Origin of the sequence: Streptomyces adelaidensis (genome assembly GCF_016598475.1) — a bacterium.
Lineage (GTDB): Bacteria > Actinomycetota > Actinomycetes > Streptomycetales > Streptomycetaceae > Streptomyces > Streptomyces adelaidensis.
Window position 1 is genome coordinate 38,971 of the sequence record NZ_JAEMUX010000013.1, and the last position, 16,911, is coordinate 55,881.

At 72.0% G+C, this 16,911-nt stretch carries 13 protein-coding genes and 1 pseudogene; 10 read left to right on the forward strand and 4 right to left on the reverse strand.

Annotated features, from left to right (window positions below):
- The first annotated feature begins 41 nt into the window (after positions 1-41).
- Genes I8N67_RS10275 through I8N67_RS10285 form a run of 3 tightly spaced genes read left to right on the forward strand, consistent with a single transcriptional unit; the run spans position 42 to position 2,439 of the window.
- Entirely contained in the window at positions 42-1,172 is a 1,131-nt protein-coding gene (locus tag I8N67_RS10275) for a permease (RefSeq protein WP_200302407.1), read from the forward strand.
- Positions 1,169-1,966, forward strand: coding sequence for a TIGR03943 family putative permease subunit (locus tag I8N67_RS10280; RefSeq protein ID WP_200302409.1), 798 nt, complete (start codon positions 1,169-1,171; stop codon positions 1,964-1,966). The genes I8N67_RS10275 and I8N67_RS10280 overlap by 4 nt, the downstream gene beginning before the upstream one ends.
- A 14-nt stretch (positions 1,967-1,980) precedes the next feature.
- Entirely contained in the window at positions 1,981-2,439 is a 459-nt protein-coding gene (locus I8N67_RS10285) for a hypothetical protein (protein ID WP_200302411.1), read from the forward strand.
- Positions 2,440-2,540: 101 nt separating this feature from the next.
- Here I8N67_RS10285 and I8N67_RS10290 read toward each other — a convergent pair.
- Positions 2,541-3,617 (reverse strand): annotated as a pseudogene (locus I8N67_RS10290) (M4 family metallopeptidase); the annotation flags it as partial.
- 260 nt (positions 3,618-3,877) lie between these two features.
- On the opposite strand from I8N67_RS10290, the gene I8N67_RS10295 reads away from it, so the two are divergent.
- Both I8N67_RS10295 and I8N67_RS10300 read left to right on the forward strand, forming a co-directional pair.
- Entirely contained in the window at positions 3,878-4,300 is a 423-nt protein-coding gene (locus I8N67_RS10295; protein ID WP_307835198.1) for a gamma-glutamylcyclotransferase family protein, read from the forward strand.
- A gap of 120 nt (positions 4,301-4,420) precedes the next feature.
- Positions 4,421-5,371: an intradiol ring-cleavage dioxygenase gene (locus tag I8N67_RS10300; RefSeq protein ID WP_200302413.1), complete on the forward strand. Its 951-nt coding sequence runs from the start codon at positions 4,421-4,423 to the stop codon at positions 5,369-5,371.
- 15 nt (positions 5,372-5,386) lie between these two features.
- Here the strand turns inward: I8N67_RS10300 and I8N67_RS42475 are convergent, their stop codons facing one another.
- On the reverse strand, positions 5,387-8,140 hold the full coding sequence (locus I8N67_RS42475; protein ID WP_234045427.1) for a glycoside hydrolase family 36 protein: 2,754 nt from the start codon (positions 8,138-8,140) through the stop codon (positions 5,387-5,389).
- Between the two features lie 204 nt (positions 8,141-8,344).
- Here I8N67_RS42475 and I8N67_RS10315 point away from each other — a divergent pair, with 204 nt between their 5' ends.
- Entirely contained in the window at positions 8,345-8,812 is a 468-nt protein-coding gene (locus tag I8N67_RS10315; RefSeq protein WP_200302414.1) for a GAF domain-containing protein, read from the forward strand.
- Between the two features lie 9 nt (positions 8,813-8,821).
- Here I8N67_RS10315 and I8N67_RS10320 read toward each other — a convergent pair whose 3' ends face one another.
- Positions 8,822-11,266 carry a molybdopterin oxidoreductase family protein gene (locus I8N67_RS10320; RefSeq protein WP_200302415.1) on the reverse strand — a complete coding sequence of 815 codons (2,445 nt, stop codon included), beginning with the start codon at positions 11,264-11,266 and terminating at the stop codon, positions 8,822-8,824.
- A 334-nt stretch (positions 11,267-11,600) separates the two neighbouring features.
- Between I8N67_RS10320 and I8N67_RS10325 the strand changes: the two genes are divergently transcribed.
- Entirely contained in the window at positions 11,601-12,110 is a 510-nt protein-coding gene (locus I8N67_RS10325; RefSeq protein WP_234045428.1) for a hypothetical protein, read from the forward strand.
- 54 nt (positions 12,111-12,164) lie between these two features.
- On the opposite strand, the gene I8N67_RS10330 is transcribed toward I8N67_RS10325, so the two are convergent.
- Complete coding sequence (locus tag I8N67_RS10330) at positions 12,165-12,776, reverse strand: SanA/YdcF family protein (protein WP_234045443.1); 612 nt, start codon at positions 12,774-12,776, stop codon at positions 12,165-12,167.
- 342 nt (positions 12,777-13,118) lie between these two features.
- Here I8N67_RS10330 and I8N67_RS10335 point away from each other — a divergent pair, with 342 nt between their 5' ends.
- From I8N67_RS10335 to I8N67_RS10345, 3 genes are all read left to right on the forward strand, one after another.
- Positions 13,119-13,982 carry a sirohydrochlorin chelatase gene (locus I8N67_RS10335; protein ID WP_200302417.1) on the forward strand — a complete coding sequence of 288 codons (864 nt, stop codon included), beginning with the start codon at positions 13,119-13,121 and terminating at the stop codon, positions 13,980-13,982.
- Between the two features lie 153 nt (positions 13,983-14,135).
- Positions 14,136-15,452, forward strand: coding sequence for a deoxyguanosinetriphosphate triphosphohydrolase (locus tag I8N67_RS10340; protein ID WP_200302418.1), 1,317 nt, complete (start codon positions 14,136-14,138; stop codon positions 15,450-15,452).
- A 104-nt stretch (positions 15,453-15,556) separates the two neighbouring features.
- Positions 15,557-16,822 (forward strand): NAD(P)/FAD-dependent oxidoreductase, encoded by a 1,266-nt coding sequence (locus tag I8N67_RS10345; RefSeq protein WP_200302420.1) that lies wholly within the window; start codon positions 15,557-15,559, stop codon positions 16,820-16,822.
- The last annotated feature ends 89 nt before the right edge of the window (positions 16,823-16,911 follow it).

Genomic DNA, 16,911 nt, shown 5'->3' on the forward strand with positions numbered 1-16,911 from the left:
CCGCTATCTTCGATCCGATCATCCGACAATTCGGAGTGGGCATGCAGAGGACAGATGAACCGGCCGAAGGGGCGGCGCCGACGAAGGCGGAAGAGGCGACAGAGGCGGAACGGGCCGTCGTGGTCCACCCCGTCGTGGCCCACCCGGAGACCGCCGAAGCCGCCGACTCCGACTCCGACTCCGGCGACGGCGACGGCGACGACTCCGGCCCCACCTCCTGGCCCCGTCACTGGCCCCTCATGCTCCTGGGCGCCGCCGTCCTCCCCGGCGTCGTACTGTTCGCCGTGGGCCGGTGGTCGGACGAACCGGCCGTGCTGGCGTGGCGGACCGTCTGTCTCTCCATCACCGTGCAGGCGCTGCCGTTCCTGCTGCTCGGCACGGCCCTGTCGGGTGCCATCAACGCGTTCGTGCCGACGCGGGTGTTCACCCGGCTGCTGCCCAGGAATCCGGCGCTCGCGGTCCCGGTCGCCGGTGCCGCCGGGGTCGTCCTGCCCGGCTGCGAGTGCGCGTCCGTGCCCGTCGCGCACAGCCTGATACGCCGCGGGGTCGACCCGGCCGCGGCGTTCGCGTTCCTGCTGTCGGCGCCCGCCATCAACCCCATCGTCCTGACCGCCACGGCGATCGCCTTCCCCGGCAGCCCCGCCATGGTGCTGGCCCGGCTGCTCGCCTCGCTCGTCACAGCCGCCGCGATGGGCTGGCTGTGGCTCTGGCTGGGGCGCGCGGAGTGGCTCAAGCCCATCGCGCGGCACACGGGACACCGGCCGGGGCGGAGCCGCCGGCACGAGTTCCGGCTCGGCTTCCAGCACGACTTCCTGCATGCGGGCGGCTTCCTCGTCGTGGGCGCGATGGCCGCGGCCACCTTCAACGTGCTCGTCCCGCGCTCGGTGCTCGACACCCTCGCCGACTCGCCCTGGCTGTCGGTGCTCTTCCTCGCCGCGCTCGCCGTCCTCCTCTCCGTCTGCTCCGAGGCGGACGCCTTCGTCGCCGCCTCCCTCACCGGCTTCTCACCCACCGCGCGGCTGACGTTCATGGTGGTCGGGCCCATGGTCGACCTGAAGCTGATCGCTCTCCAGACGGGCACCTTCGGCCGGGCGTTCGCGCTCCGCTTCTCCGCCGCGACCGTCGTCGTGGCGATCCTGTGCAGCGTCCTGATCGGAGCCGTACTGCTGTGAAACGACCCCTGCAGGCGCTCCTTCTCCTCCTCAGCGGCCTCGGCCTCCTCCACGCCACCGTCCTCACCGACCACTACCTGAGATACGTCAAAAAGGGCATGCTCCCCTTCCTCATCGCCTCCGGCCTACTCCTGCTCGTGCTGGGCGCGGCGGAGGCATGGTCCCTCTGGAGACCGCGCGGGACCGGAGAGCAGGACAGCCCCGACGACGACCACGGCCACGGTGACGACCACGGCCACGGTGACGCCCACGGCCACGACCACTCCACCCCGCCCCGAGTCGCCTGGCTCCTGCTCCTCCCCGCCCTGAGCCTGCTCTTCTTCGCCCCGCCGGCGATCGGCGCGTACACCGCCTCCCGCGAGGCCCCCAAGGCGGTCACGGTCACGGAACAGGACGAGTTCGACCCCCTGCCGACGACCTCACCGCTCCCGATGACGCTCACCGACTTCACCCGCCGGGTGCAGCAGGACCGCGACCGGGCCATCGACGGCCGCACCGTCCAGCTGACCGGCTTCGTCACCCCCGACAAGAAGGGGGCCGGGGGCGACGACCTCTGGTACCTGACCCGCACGATCTTCAACTGCTGCGCCGCGGACGCCCAGTTCGTGAAGGTGCGCGTCCACGGCACCCCGCCCCCGCCCGCCGACACCTGGGTCACCCTCACCGGCACCTGGCACCCCGTCGGCACCCTCGGCACCGGCTCCGCCTCGGCCGCCCTGGACGTCGACACGGTCAAGAAGGTCGACCGCCCGACGAACGGCTACACCGACGCCCTCCCGCCGCCCCGCTCCTGACCTCCGAGGACACCATGCCGTCGAGATCCGCCCCCGCCCACCGCCGCGAGAGCGGATCGATCACGTTCAGCCCCGGCATCCTCCAGCACACCCTCCCCCTCCTCCTGGTCGGCCTGATCGTTGCCGCCGTTCTGTACACGGGCCTCGCCTTCACCGCGGACCCGGTGGGGCTCGGCGAGCTGTGGCAGTGGCTGTCGGGGATGTGGACGGCCGCCGTGCTCGCTCCGCTCCTGCTCCGGCACGACACGGTGACCCTGACCGAGACCGCCCTCGTACGCGGCAGGGGACGTCGCCCGATCGCCCGGACCGACATCCACCGGTTGGAGGTCCGCGGCCTCGCGGGCGTACGTCAGATCGCGGTGCACACCAAGGACGGGAAACACTTCACGCTGCACACTCCGATGTCTCTCCTCGACAAGGAGTTCGACCACAAGGTCCAGACCCTCACACGGTGGTGGCAGACGCAGGACTGAAGAGCGCGCGCCTCTCACACGTGCTCCGCCAGTACCTCCCCCACGGCCCGCCGCCCCACGGCCGTGGAATTGCCCCCGCCACCCGCAGCGGTGACGACCCGTCAGCCGACCGACACGGCACTCCAGGCCGCCGCCACCGCCCCGTGCTCCGGGCTGCCCGCCCCGTACAGATCCCGAGCCGCGTTCAGGGTCGCCGTCCGCGCACCCGCGTAGTTCGTGGACGAGGTCATGTAGACGGTCAGCGCCCGGTACCAGATCGCGCCGAGCTTGTCCTTGCCGATGCCGGTGACCGTCGAGCCGTTACAGGTGGTGCTGGAGTGCTCCACCCCGCCGATGGCCTTGGTGCCGCTGCCCTCGGCGAGGAGATACGCGAAGTGGTTGGCGACGCCGGACGAGTAGTGCACGTCCAGGTTCCCCACCGCCGAACTCCAGCAGTCCGCCGAGGAGCCGTCATCGCTCGGCTGGTCCATGCGGCGGAGCGCGGGCTCACCGAGGCCGGAGCGGACGACCTTCTCGCCGACGAGCCAGTCGCCGGGGTCGGAGGCGTTGTCCGCGTAGAACTCGACCAGCGTGCCGAATACGTCGGACGTCGCCTCGTTGAGGCCGCCCGGCTCGCCCGAGTACGTCAGGCCGGCCGTCGCGGAGGTGACGCCGTGGGTCATCTCGTGGCCGGCCACGTCCAGCGAGACCAGCGGGCCGAGCAGGTTCCCGTCACCGTCGCCGTACGTCATGCAGAAGCAATTGTCGTCCCAGAAGGCGTTGTTGTAGTCGCTGCCGTAGTGGACACGGTTGTACGAGCCCCGGCCGTCGCCGGCGATGCCGTTCCGGCTGTGGACGTTCTTGTAGTAGTCCCAGGTGGTGTCGGTGCCGTACTGCGCGTCGACGGCCGCCGTGGCGCGGTCCGCCGTCGCGCCCGTGCCCCAGTGGTTGTCGGCGTCCGTGAAGAGGGTCGCGGGGGCGCGGCGGACACAGATGCCGAGGATGCAGAGGTCGGTCTGGTTCGCGGCGTCACCGGTGTACGTGTTGCCGCGCGTGGGGTCCTTGAGCTGGTACGTCGACCCGGAGAGGGTGGTCTCCAGGGGGACCGTGCCGCCGTAGAGCGAACGGCCGTCGCCCGTCGCGGTCTCCAGGGCGTCCCAGGCGTCGATCTGCCCGCCGGTGGCAGCGTCGGTGACGAGGTGCCAGCAGGGCGGCGGCCGCGACGGCGGTGCCGGTGGTGGCGAGGTGCGGGCGTCGGAGGTGCCGTATTCGGCTCATCTGTCTCCCAGGAGCGGTGGTGGGGCTGACCACTGATGTCCGACAGGTTTACGTGATCATGACAGAACGTGTCCAGAGCGGGTGTGGTGGGATATGTGAGGGGTCGGAATCGTTTCTGCAACGGCCTCACGGCACACTCGGCACACTCCGAGGAGCCCGAACGGTTGGAGAGGAGAGAACCGTGCTCCCCTTCTTCGTCTACGGCACCCTCCGCCCCGGCGAGCACAACCACGACCTCTTCCTGCGCGGCCGCACCCGCTCCGAGGAACCGGCCCGGATGCGCGGCATGGCCCTGTACGACGGCCCCGGGTACCCGTACGCCGTGGAGGAGACCGGCGAGGGGAGCGAGGCCTGGCCCACGGTGAGCGGCGAACTCGTCACCGCCCGGCCCGAGGCCTACGGCGAACTGCTGCGCGCCCTCGACCGGTTGGAGGACTACGCGCCGGGCGACCCCGCCAACCTGTACGAGCGAGTGGAGCGGCCGGCGACCCTCGACGACGGCACGGTCGTCCGGGCCTGGGTGTACGTCGCCGCCCCGCCCGTCGCCGCCGGGCTGCGGGCCCGGGGGAAGCTGATCGAGGGCGGGGACTGGCGAGTGCGGTGACGGGCGAGGCGGCGACCTGCGACCACCGGCTGCCCTCGGGCGGCCACCGCGTCGGCCGTGTGGGCGACCGCCCCGTGCGGCGGCCCGTTCGGCGCGCCGCCCCGTGCCTACCCTCCGGCCATGACCGACAGCGACATCACCAGGCGGCGCGCGCTGGCCGTGTGCGGCGCGGCCGTGGGCACCGGGCTGGGGCTCGGGATCACCTCCTGCTCCTCGGACTCCGACGACGATTCCGACCCCGGCTCCGACGCGGGCTCCGATTCCGGCTCGGACACGGCGGCCTCCCCGGCCGCGTCGGGCGAGGCCGCCGGCAACGACGTCTGCGTCCTCAACTCCAGCGTCACGGAGGGGCCGTACCACCTGGACGGCCAGCTCTTCCGCAAGAACATCACCGAGGGCAAGAAGGGCGTACCGCTCACGGTGCGGCTCACCGTGCGGGACCAGACCGAGAGCTGCGATCCGATCGAGGGCGCCGCCGTCGAGATCTGGCACTGCGATGCCTGGGGCTACTACTCCGGCTACACGACCACCGGCCCCGGCGGCACCTCGGTCCCCGACGAGAGCGAGGACACCAGCGGAGCGAACGACAAGACCTTCCTGCGCGGCTTCCAGCTGACCGACTCCGACGGGGTCGCCGAGTTCACCACGATCTACCCCGGCTGGTACACCCCGCGCGCCACCCACATCCACGTCAAGGTCCACACCGGCGGCAGGCGCGCCGGCAACACCTACGAAGGCGGCAAGGTCAACTGGACCGGGCAGCTCTTCTTCGCCGACAAGTACGGCGACGCGGTGTACCGGCGGGAGCCGTACAGCCAACACGTCGGTACGCGGACCAAGTTGGACGACGACATGGTGTACGGCGGGGGCGGCGCGAAGGACGGGCTGATGGCCGTCAAGGGCTCGGCGGGCGACGGCTTCACGGGGGCCCTGACGGTCGGCATCGACCCGGACAAGGAGAACACCGGGGCCGGAACCGGGGGTGACGGCAGCCGCCCTCCGGGGGAGCCGCCGAGCGGACTGCCGAGTGAACTGCCGAGCGGACTGCCGACCGGGCAGCCGTCCACCTGAGCACTCGGGCGGCCCTCAGGGAGTCACCACCAGGCTCAGCAACAGGACCGACGGGGCTTCGGGCAGGCTCACCCGAAGCTCCGCTCCGTCCCACTCCGCCGTACCGTTCGTCGCTCGCGGATGCAGAATCTCCACCCGTACGCTCGCCGCATCCGCCAGACCCTCCGCATCCCCCACCCCGTTCTGCTCCGCCAAGTGCGGTAGCGCGAAGGACCGTTCGAAGTCGCCGCCCCGGCGCCACACCGTCACGTACACCGGGGCCGTGCCTGCGACCGGTGGTCGCAGGCCGAGGGCGATCCAGTCGTCCGACCAGCCGGGGAGGCCGAGCGGCCAGAAGGGTACGGCGGCCGGAAGGTCACCCCGGATCGACTTGTAGGTCGCCAACGCGTCCTGCACCAGCCTTAGCTGACGTTCCGTCAACTGATCCAGATGCCCGGACAGATGAACCCGGCCGAGCAGGGCCGAGCCCAGCGTGAAGGCGATCTCGGCGTCCGTGTACGACGGCTGGGGGTAGGCCCACACGGCGCCCTGTTCCGGCGGTACGGCGGTGGGTGCGGAGGCGGCGATGGGCGGGTAGCGCAGGGGGTCCTGCTGGTCGGAGGTGGACTGGAGCTGGGCGACGGCGAGGGAGGCGCCGTCCATGCGCATGCCGCCGGAGGCGCAGTTCTCGACGACGAGCCCGGGGTGGCGGTCCAGGGCCGAGGACAGCCAGGACAGCCAGGCCCGGGAGTGGGCGAGGTGGCCCGGTGCGGTGGTGGTGATGTTGTAGTCGAGCTTCAGGTAGCCGACGCCCCACTCGCCGACGATGCGGTCGACCGTCCGGTCGAGGTGCGCCCGGGCCGCCGGATGGGTCAGGTCCAGCTGATGGCGGCCCTGTTCGGTCACCCGGCTGCCGTCCCCGTGTCGGAGGAAGGCCTCGGCGGGCAGTTCGTCGGCGAGCGGGCTGCGCACCCCGATGACCTCCGGCTCCAGCCACAGCCCCGGCACCATCCCACGCTCCCGGATCCGGTCGAGCACGCCCCGAAGACCCGCCACGCCGCCCCCACCGGGGCCGTCGCCGGGGCCGTCGCCGGGACCCTCGCCGGGGCCGTCGCCGGGACCCTCGCCGGGGCCGTCGCCGGGGCCGTCGCCGGGACCCTCGCCGGGGCCCCCACCGGGGCCGTCGCCGGATCCACCGCCGAGGCCTCCACCGGGACCGTCACCGGATCCACCGCCGGGACCGTCACCGGGGCCGTCGCCGGATCCACCGCCGAGGCCTCCGCCGGGACCGTCACCGGATCCACCGCCGGGACCGTCACCGGGGCCGTCGCCGGATCCACCGCCGAGGCCTCCACCGGGACCGTCACCGGATCCACCGCCGGGACCGTCACCGGGGCCGTCGCCGGATCCACCGCCGAGGCCTCCGCCGGGACCGTCACCGGATCCACCGCCGAGACCCCCACCGGCGCCCTCACCCGAGCCCCCGCCGGGGAAGCGTCGCGCCGACGGCAGCCAGGCGCCGACACTGTCCCACCACCCCCCGGGCAGACCGTCGTCCGCGACGCCCCCGCCGTTCTCGCCGCCCCCGCCCCCGCCCCCGCCCCCGCCCCCGCCCCCGCCCCCGCCCCCGCCCCCGCCCCCGCCCCCGCCCCCGCCCCCGGCCCCGCCACTCCCCTCGTTCTCGGCGCCCTCGTCGTCGTACCACCCCGCGTCCACACAGAAGTACTCCGCGCCCGCCTCGGCCGCCGCGTCGATCAGCGGCAGCAGCTTCTCGGTGGTCGGGTCGCCCATCAGGGTGTTCATGAAGTCGTTGTAGATCACCGGGAGTTGTTCGTGGTCCGGGTGCGGGCGGCGTACGACGCGGCGGTACGACGTCAGCGCGGCCAGCGCCCCGTCGAAGCAGGTGCCGAGCGCGAGGGCGGCCCACTCGCTCGTGAACTCCCCGCCGGGCTCCAGGACTTCGCGCCACTGATGTTCGTCATGGGTCGGGCCGCCCAGCGCGAGGTACGTCTGTCCGGCCGACTCACCGGCCTCCCAGACCCAGCTCGACGCCGACTCGATCTGCCACAGCCAGCTGCGCCCGTCCGTACGGTGCTGGAGTCCGCCCATCGCGAGATGCCCGTCGGTGGGCCAACTGCCGCGCCCGGCGAGGCGGGCCGCCGCGTGCCCGGTCCCCCCGTGCACCTCCGGGTTGATGTCGGGCACCGAGTCCCGCAGCGACTCGACGTACCAACGGCCCTCCGCCAGCCAGTCGTTGCGTGCCCGGAACACCGACAGCGCGTCGGGGGAGGGTAGCCCGCCGAGGAGCAGACTGCCGACGGAGCGGACGGTGACCGCCTCGGTGCCGTCGTTGCGCAGCCGGACCCGGGAGCGCAGCACGGGAATGCCGTCCGGCGAGGCGTACTCGACGAACGCGGTCAACCCGCTTACCGGGTCGTGGAGTTCGAAGGTCAGCCGATGCCAGCCCGCGCCGTCGGCGGAGCCGGGTGCGGCGCCGTACGTGGAGTGGTGTGCGCGGTAGCGGAGCCGGCCGCCGATCGCCGTGCCGGTGAAGCGCGGTCTCGCGAAGCCCGTGCCCTCGCCGAGCAGAACCAGGTCGACCAGCGGCAACGAGGGGTCGGTCTTGGTCTCCTCGGGGCCCGGTTCGGGTTCACCCGGGCGCCGTACGCGCACGAGCCGGGGCGTGTCACCGCTCAGGTCGAAGTCGGCGGTCAGTGTGGAGTGGCCCCAGCGGTACGAGAGGCTCCACGGGAATGAGTCGGTCCACTGGCGGCTGTCGTGCTGCGGCATGCGATCCCCCCGGGGCGGCAGAACTCCCAAGTGTTCATGGCTTGCTGTGAGTCCGCTGTCCACATCCTCCGTGAAGCATCGGGACAACCACACGAGATCTACGTATCAGGACGTGTGAATGTTCAAGTAGCGAGTGTATTGGTGGTGATCAGGGCCAACATCACCCGCACGACCAGCGCCATGAGCACGAGGAGCAGCCCCCACATGACCTCCGTCGCCCTGAACGAGACCGTTTTGAAGAACTCCCGCCGCGAAGTCGACGAGTGGCTCGCCGCGTTCGTCGCACGCAACGGCGGCTTCGTCGGCTCCGTCCATCTCTCCGAGCCCGCCGAGGAGGGCGAGATCGTCCTCGTCGGCTCGCACAACCTGCCGCCCTCGGTGCGCAACGGCACGGCCGTCATACCGATCGGCAAGGGCATGGCCGGTACGGCCGCGCAGCGGCGGGCGCCCGTCGTCATCTCCGACTTCCAGTCCGACACGACCGGCGTCGCCGTCCCCGGTGGCCGGGCCGTCGGCTCCGTGGGCTCCCTCACCCTCCCCGTCTTCGACCCCGCCGACGACACCCGGCTCCTCGCCGTCGTCGGCCTGGGCTTCCCTGAGCGGCGGGACTTCACGGACGAGGACCTCACGAAGTACGGCGAGGACGCGATGACCGTACTCACGGTCATCTGAGCCCCGTTCCTACTTCCCCACCGTCTCCAACCGCACCGCGCACGTCTTGAACTCCGGCATGCGGGAGGTGGGGTCGAGGGCCGGGTTCGTCAGGGTGTTGGCGCGGCCCTCGCCCGGCCAGTGGAACGGCATGAAGACCGTGTCGGGGCGGATCGCGGTCGTGATGCGGGCCGGCGCCACGGCCCGGCCCCGCCGGGAGACCACGGCCACCGGGTCGCCCTCCGCCGCGCCGAGCCGCTCGGCCAGCCGGGGATGCAGCTCCACGAACGGGCCGGGCGCGGCGGCGTTCAGCTCGTCGACGCGCCGGGTCTGCGCACCCGACTGGTACTGGGCGACCACCCGCCCGGTCGTCAGCAGCACCGGATACTCCGCGTCCGGCTCCTCGGCCGCCGCCCGATGCGACACCGGCACGAACCGGGCCCGTCCGTCCTCGGTGGCGAACCGGTCGAGGAACAGACGCGGGGTCCCCGGATGTACGTCCTGAACCGACACGGAGCCCGACACGGAGCCCGACACGGAGCCCGACACGGAGCCCGACACGGAGCCCGACGCGGAACTTGGCGTGGAGCCGGGCGTGACACCCGCTGTGAGCCCGGGCATGGACCCTGGCGCGGAATCCGGACCGGCATCCGGGACCGAACCCCGACTGGCGTCCGGGACGGAATCCCGGCCGGTGTCCGGGACGGAATCCCGGCCGGTGTCCGGGACGGAATCCCGGCCGGTGTCCGGGACGGAATCCGGCTCAGCCCCCGCCCCGAACCCCGGCGGCGCCTCCGACACGACCCCCGGCGGCGCCTCCAGGATGGAGTCCGCCTCCGCCCCGAACCCCCGCGGAGCACCCACCGCAGGGCAAGGCCAGAACACCCCGTTCTCCTCCGCCAGCCGCCGATAGGTGATCCCGGAGTAGTCCGCGAGCCCACCCGCGCTGGCCCGGCGCAACTCCTCGAAGACCTCCTCCGCGTCGGTCGAGAAGCCCTTCTCCACGCCCAGCCGGTCGGCGAGTTCGTGCATGACCTCCAGGTCGCTGCGGACGCCCTCGGGAGGGGTGATCGCGCGCCGCCGCAGCAGTACCCGGCCCTCCAGGTTGGTCACCGTGCCGGTCTCCTCGGCCCACTGGGTGACCGGCAGGACGACATCCGCGAGCGCCGCCGTCTCCGACAGCACGACATCGCAGACCGCGAGGAAGTCCAGCGACTTGATCCGGTCCTCGATATGCCCGGCACGCGGCGCCGACACCACCGGGTTCGACCCCATCAGCAGCAACGACCGGATGTCGGTGCCCAGCGCGTCCAGCAGCTCGTACGCGCTGCGGCCGGGCCCCGGCAGCGAGTCCGGGTCGACGCCCCACACCTCGGCGACATGCCGCCGCGCCTCGGGGTCGACCAGCTTGCGGTAGCCGGGCAACTGGTCCGCTTTCTGGCCGTGTTCACGGCCGCCCTGCCCGTTGCCCTGCCCGGTGAGGCAGCCGTACCCGGACAGCGGCCGGCCGGCGCGGCCCGTCGCCAGCGTCAGATTGATCCACGCGCCGACGGTGTCCGTGCCCTTGGACTGCTGCTCGGGCCCGCGCGCGGTGAGCACCATCGCGTGCTCCGGCTCGCAGAACAGCCGTACCGCCTCGCGGAGTTCGGGAACGGACACCCCCGTGATCCGTTCCACGTACTCCGGCCAGTGCGCCATGGCCGCCGCGCGGGCCTCCTCCCAGCCGCTCGTCCGCTCCCGGATGTACTCCTCGTCCGTCCGCCCCTCGGCCACGATCAGGTGCAACAGACCCAGGGCCAGGGCGAGATCGGTGCCGGGGCGCGGGGAGAGATGCAGATCGGCCTGCTCGGCCGTACGCGTGCGACGCGGATCGATGACGATCAACTTGCCGCCGTTGTCGCGGAGTTCCGTCAGATACCGCAGAGCCGGCGGCATCGTCTCGGCGAGGTTGGAACCGACGAGGACGACACACCCCGTCCTGGGGATGTCCTCCAGCGGGAACGGCAGCCCCCGGTCCAGGCCGAACGCCTTCATCCCGGCGGCGGCGGCCGAGGACATGCAGAAGCGCCCGTTGTAGTCGATCTGCGAGGTGCCGAGCACCACCCGCGCGAACTTGCCGAGAAGATACGCCTTCTCGTTGGTGAGCCCGCCGCCGCCGAAGACTCCGCACGCGTGAGGACCATGTTCCGTACGCGTGCGGGTGAGCCCCTCGGCGATGCGGTCGAGTGCCTCGTCCCAGGAGGCGGGCTCCAGGACGCCCGCCTTTCTGACCAGCGGGCCGGTCAGCCTGACCCGGGACGAGAGCACAGCCGGGGCCGTACGGCCCTTGCCGCACAGGGCTCCCCGGTTCACCGGGAAGTCCGTCCGCTCCGACACCACCACGACACCTTCGGACCCGTCCGCACCGGGCGTCAGGTTCATCCCGCACTGCAGTGCGCAGTACGGGCAGTGGGTGGGCGTCGCGGAGTTCGGCATACCGCTCAGCGTGCGTCCGGCGTGTTACGCGCCGGGACGCTCCCCGTTACACGACCGGCACGGGGACCTCCCGGCGGCGACCCGGGCGGCGTGAGGACCCCGGGCGCCGTGGTGAACGGGCGCCGCGGTGAACGGACGGTTCGCCGATGTCCCGATTCTGTCACCGGATGGAGTTGTCCATGTGCTTAGCGTCCACCAGTTCGGGCCTCACATGTTAAGAACTACGGGCGCCGCAGACACCGGAGCCGAGCGTTTGAGCCCGTGTGGCGCACGTCCTGTCACGTGGCCCGTGAAGGGCCGAGGGGGAAGAAGAGGTAGCACCACCGTGAACCGCATGCGTACCACCGCCGCAGTCCTGGGCGTCACCGGCGCCCTGACCGTCGCCCAGCTGGGCCTCGCCGGGGCCGCGTCCGCCGCGCCCGTCGCACCGCAGGCCGGGCAGGCCGCGAACTGCCCGATCAAGATCAGCTACCTGAAGAACTTCTACATCGACAAGAACAACTGGGTGACCAACGGGGGCCTCAGGTTCGGCCTGAAGAACACCAGCAAGAAGAAGGAGACCTTCAAGAACGTCAGCCTGAAGGTGACCAACACCAAGAGCCTCCGCTTCGGCAAGGCGACCGTCACCACCAAGGGCGCCCGGATCACCCAGAAGACGAACCAGATCGTCAAGGTCGCCGCCAAGACCCTGAAGCCGGGCGCCGGCGCCGCCTTCAAGGTCAGCACCCACATGCTGCGGACCGACCTCTACGAGGTGAAGTTCACCGTCTACGGCAAGACCGCGAGCGGCAAGAACTGGGGCTGCGCCGTGGACCAGGGCTACTGGGGCACCGTCAAGCACTGACCGGAGGCCGGCGAGGCCAGGGAGGCCACGGAGGGCCAGCGAGCCGGGCGGTCGCTAACCCGCCGCCGCGAGCGCCCGCTCCACCCCCGGTTCCTCGGGCCCGAGGAACCGGGGGTCCGGCTCGAACAGGGCGTCCAGCGATGCCTTGCCCGCGGCGAACAGCTCCCGGGTGGCGCCGTAGTACCAGGTCCCGTTGTGCCGGTCCTGCACCCCGATGCCGTACGACTCGACGCCCGCCTCCTGGCACAACGCGACCGCCCGGCGGATGTGGAAGCCCTGGCTGATGAGGACCGCGCGGTCGACGCCGAAGATCTTCTTGGCGCGGACGCAGGAGTCCCACGTGTCGAACCCGGCGTAGTCACTGACTATGCGGCCGTCGGGCACCCCGTTCTCGGTGAGGTAGGCGCGCATCGCGTCCGGCTCGTCGTACTCCTCGCGGCTGTTGTCCCCGGTGACCAGCACCACCTTGATCCGGCCCGTGCGGTACAGCTCGGCCGCCGCGTCCAGCCGGCGCGCGAGGTACGGGGACGGCTCGCCCTGCCACAGGCCCGCGCCGAAGACCACCGCGACCTCGGTGCGCGGCACGTCGGCCGTGGTCCGCAGCCGGTCGTCGGCGGCCGTGAATACCCAGGTCGAGGGCAGCAGCGCCAGCACGCACAGCAGCATGGCCGCCTGCACGGCCCGCCGCCGCCCCGTACGCGTACGCGGCAGCCGGAGGACCCGCCTCACGAGGTCGCCCCGAATGACACGCTTCACCTGGTCCCCCTGAGTGTCCGGACTGTGTGTCCTGGTTGTTTCGGCGGTGCTCGACAGCCCCGCCGATTCGATCAACGAAGACGCCGTCCACGAAGATCCGGTTCACTCCACAGAGTGAGCCGTCTCACTCGACCGGGACGAAACCACAGGTCACGAAGGTTCACACGCCCCCATGGCCCGCCGTGAACCCCCGGAAAACACCCGTCATTCCCGTGCAACGGGAAGGCAACCTCTCCCCGGCACCATCGGTCCATGAAGGCGACGACGAGCAAGTCGAACGCAGACCTCGACAGTACGGCGCACCTCATGAACCGGATCAGTGATCAGTTGGCCGGCCAGCTCAGCCTCCTCTCGCGCAACGGCACCCGGCGCCCCGCCGCCCCCGCGCTCGTCCTGGTGGCGCACGGCAGCCGCGACCCGCGCGCCCTGGCGACCGTACGCACCCTCATGGACCGCGTCCGCGACCAGCGCCCCGGCCTCTCCGTACACCTCGGCCACATCGAGCTGAACGAGCCCCTGCTCCCCGACACCCTGGCCGCGCTCGGCGACCGGGAAGCCGTCCTCGTCCCGCTCCTCCTCAGCCGGGGCTACCACATCAAGCAGGACATCCCCGAGATGGCCGCCGCGGCCGAGGCACACACGCGGATGGCGGCCCCCCTCGGCCCGCACCCCCTCCTCGTGGAGACCCTCCACACCCGCCTCGTCGAGGCCGGCTGGCCCACCCGGATGAGCGAGCCCCGGCGCCGCGCGAGCGCCGTCGTCCTGGCCGCCGCCGGCTCCCGCGACCCCGAGGCGGCCGTCGACACCGGCCGCACGGCCCAGCTCCTGGCCGACCGCCTGGGCGTCCCCGTGACCCCCGCCTACGCCTCCGCCACCACCCCCACCGTCCACGACGCCGTACGCTCCCTCACCGCCCGAGGCCACCACCACATCGCCGTAGCCTCCTACTTCACCGCCCCCGGCCGCTTCGCCACGGAGTGCGCCGAAGCGGCCCCCTGGACAGCCGCGGCCCCCCTGGGAGCCCACCCGGCCATGGCGAAACTGATCCTGCACAGGTACGACCAGACCCTGTCGACCCCGGAGACAGCGGTGGAGCGAGCCCTGGCATCGGCGTAGGAAGCGCCCTGTAAGGGGCGCGGGGCTGTACTGATATGCGGCTCCGCCGCGTGGGCACGACCAGCCACGCACGGACCCGCACGCGCCGATCATCAGAACCCGGCAGACGAGTAGGCGCACCCGTTTGTCACTGCTTGCGCTTACTGTCGAGGGATGGAAGGCGCCGCACCACACCCCCACGAGAACCACACCCCACCCCTCGGCTATGACCCGACGTCAGTCGAACGCTGGGCCCCCGAACCCGACAAACGCCCCGGCCGCACCGCCTTCCAACGCGACCGGGCCCGCGTACTCCACTCCTCCGCCCTGCGCAGACTCGCCGGCAAGACCCAAGTGGTCACGCCCGGCACCCGCAACCAGGCCTGGGACGCCAGCCCCCGCACCCGCCTGACCCACTCCCTTGAGTGCGCCCAGGTCGGCCGCGAGCTGGGCGCCGCCCTCGGCTGCGACCCGGACCTCGTGGAGGCGGCCTGCCTCTCCCACGACCTCGGCCACCCCCCGTTCGGCCACAACGGCGAACAGGCGCTCAACGAATTCGCCGAGGACTGCGGCGGCTTCGAGGGCAACGCCCAGTCCCTGCGCCTGCTGACCCGCATCGAACCGAAGCGCTTCGTACGGACCCCCGAGTCGGACGACCTCATGAGCGTCGGCCTCAACCTCACCCGAGCCGCCCTGGACGCCGCCACCAAGTACCCCTGGCCCCGCGGCGGCCACCCCACCGACCCCGCGTCCCCCAAGTTCGGCGTCTACGACGACGACCGCCCCGTCTTCGACTGGGTCCGCAAGGACGCCCCCGGCGCGAGCACGACCTTCGAGGCCCAGGTCATGGACTGGTCCGACGACGTGGCGTACTCCGTGCACGACGTCGAGGACGGCCTGCACGCGGGCCACATCGACCCGGGCTGCCTGCACGCGGAGCCCGAACGGCAGGCGGTGTTCCAGGTGGCGCTCGGCCGGTACGTGCCCGCCGACACCGACCCCGCCGAACTCGCCGAGGCCCTCGACCGCCTCCTCGACCAGGAGTGGTGGCCGCACGGCTACGACGGCACGGCCGTCGCCCAGGCCCGGCTGAAGGACGCCACCAGCCAGCTCATCGGCCGCTTCTGCCTGGCCGCCGAGGGAGCCACCCGGCAGGCGTACGGCACCGGCCGCCTCACCAGGTACGTCGCCGAACTGGTCGTCCCGCGCGCCGCGCGCCTGGAGTGCGCGGTCCTCAAGGCCGTCGCCGACCGGTATGTGATGCAGCGGGCCGAGCAGGAGCGGCTCCGCGCCGACCAGCGGATCGTCGTTGCCGAGCTGGCCGAGGCGCTCACCGCTCGCGCGCCGGCGGGACTCGAACCCCAGTTCCGCGCGATGTTCGACACGGCGGAGGCCGACCGTGCCCGCAAGCGGGTGATCGTCGACCAGATCGCGTCCCTCACCGACCCCTCGGCCCGCACGCTGCACGCGAGACTGACGGGGCGCAGGTGACAAAGACGTGACCCTCCGTGGCCTGATCGGGTCACTACCTCTTCCCGCATCACGCTGTGTGCGGGACGCTCGCATGTGGACGCACCCTTAAGAGGAGGCATCAAGTGGTCGACGCGGATCAGACATTCGTCATCGTCGGTGGCGGTCTCGCCGGCGCGAAGGCGGCCGAGACGCTCCGAGCGGAGGGCTTCACCGGCCGCGTGATACTGATCTGTGACGAACGCGACCACCCCTACGAGCGCCCGCCGCTCTCCAAGGGCTATCTGCTCGGCAAGGAGGAACGCGACAGCGTCTTCGTCCACGAGCCGTCCTGGTACGCGCGCAACGACATCGAACTGCACCTCGGCCAGACGGTCGACGCGATCGACCGTACGGCGAGGACCGTCCGCTTCGGCGACGACGGCACCCTTGTCCACTACGACAAGCTGCTGATCGCGACCGGCGCCGAGCCCCGCCGCCTGGACATCCCGGGCACGGACCTCGCGGGCGTCCACCATCTGCGCCGCCTCGCCCACGCCGAGCGCCTCAAGGGCGTCCTCGCCGCCCTCGGCCGCGACAACGGCCACCTCGTCATCGCGGGTGCCGGCTGGATCGGCCTGGAGGTGGCGGCGGCGGCCCGCGAGTACGGCGCGGAGGTGACGGTCGTCGAGCCCGAGCCGACGCCGCTGCACGGCGTCCTCGGCCCCGAGCTCGGCAACCTCTTCGCCGAGCTGCACCGCGAGCGCGGTGTCCGCTTCCACTTCGGGGCGCGGCTCACGGAGATCGTCGGCCAGGACGGGATGGTCCTGGCGGCCCGTACGGACACGGGGGAGGAGCACCCGGCGCACGACGTCCTCGCGGCCATCGGCGCCGCCCCGCGCATCGGCCTCGCCGAAGCCGCCGGGCTGGAGGTGGCCGACCGGTCACAGGGCGGCGGCATCGCGGTGGACGCCCGGCTCCGCACGTCCGACCCCGCGATCCACGCGGCCGGTGACGTCGTGTCCTTCCCGCACGCCCTGTTCGACACCCGGCTGCGCGTCGAGCACTGGGCCAACGCGCTCAACGGCGGGCCGGCGGCCGCCCGGGCGATGCTCGGGCAGGACGTCACCTACGACCGGGTGCCCTATTTCTTCTCCGACCAGTACGACCTGGGGATGGAGTACTCGGGGTGGGCGCCGCCCGGCTCGTACGACCAGGTGCTGATCCGGGGGGACGCGGGCAAGCGGGAGTTCATCGCGTTCTGGACGAAGGAGGGTCGGGTGCTCGCGGGGATGAACGTGAATGTGTGGGACGTCACGGAGCCGATCCAGAAGCTGATCCGTTCGCGGGCGCGGGTCGATGTCGAGGCGCTCTCGAATCCTCAGGTGCCGCTGGAGAGCCTGATCGCCTAGGCGTCCGCGGGGCTGGGGCGTGGGGCAGTGCGGGTGGTATGGGGTCGCTCGCGCAGTTCCCCGCGCCCCTTGCGGGGCGCTGCCTGTGC

Excerpts from the sequence above, each read along its gene's own strand:
- I8N67_RS10340 (WP_200302418.1), top strand. The coding sequence starts at position 14,136 with ATGGAAGGCGCCGCACCACACCCCCACGAGAACCACACCCCACCCCTC.
- I8N67_RS10275 (WP_200302407.1), top strand. The coding sequence starts at position 42 with ATGCAGAGGACAGATGAACCGGCCGAAGGGGCGGCGCCGACGAAGGCG.
- I8N67_RS10335 (WP_200302417.1), top strand. The coding sequence starts at position 13,119 with ATGAAGGCGACGACGAGCAAGTCGAACGCAGACCTCGACAGTACGGCG.
- I8N67_RS10330 (WP_234045443.1), bottom strand. The coding sequence starts at position 12,776 with ATGCTGCTGTGCGTGCTGGCGCTGCTGCCCTCGACCTGGGTATTCACG.
- I8N67_RS10315 (WP_200302414.1), top strand. The coding sequence starts at position 8,345 with ATGACCTCCGTCGCCCTGAACGAGACCGTTTTGAAGAACTCCCGCCGC.
- I8N67_RS10300 (WP_200302413.1), top strand. The coding sequence starts at position 4,421 with ATGACCGACAGCGACATCACCAGGCGGCGCGCGCTGGCCGTGTGCGGC.
- I8N67_RS10325 (WP_234045428.1), top strand. The coding sequence starts at position 11,601 with ATGCGTACCACCGCCGCAGTCCTGGGCGTCACCGGCGCCCTGACCGTC.
- I8N67_RS10285 (WP_200302411.1), top strand. The coding sequence starts at position 1,981 with ATGCCGTCGAGATCCGCCCCCGCCCACCGCCGCGAGAGCGGATCGATC.
- I8N67_RS10320 (WP_200302415.1), bottom strand. The coding sequence starts at position 11,266 with ATGCCGAACTCCGCGACGCCCACCCACTGCCCGTACTGCGCACTGCAG.
- I8N67_RS42475 (WP_234045427.1), bottom strand. The coding sequence starts at position 8,140 with ATGCCGCAGCACGACAGCCGCCAGTGGACCGACTCATTCCCGTGGAGC.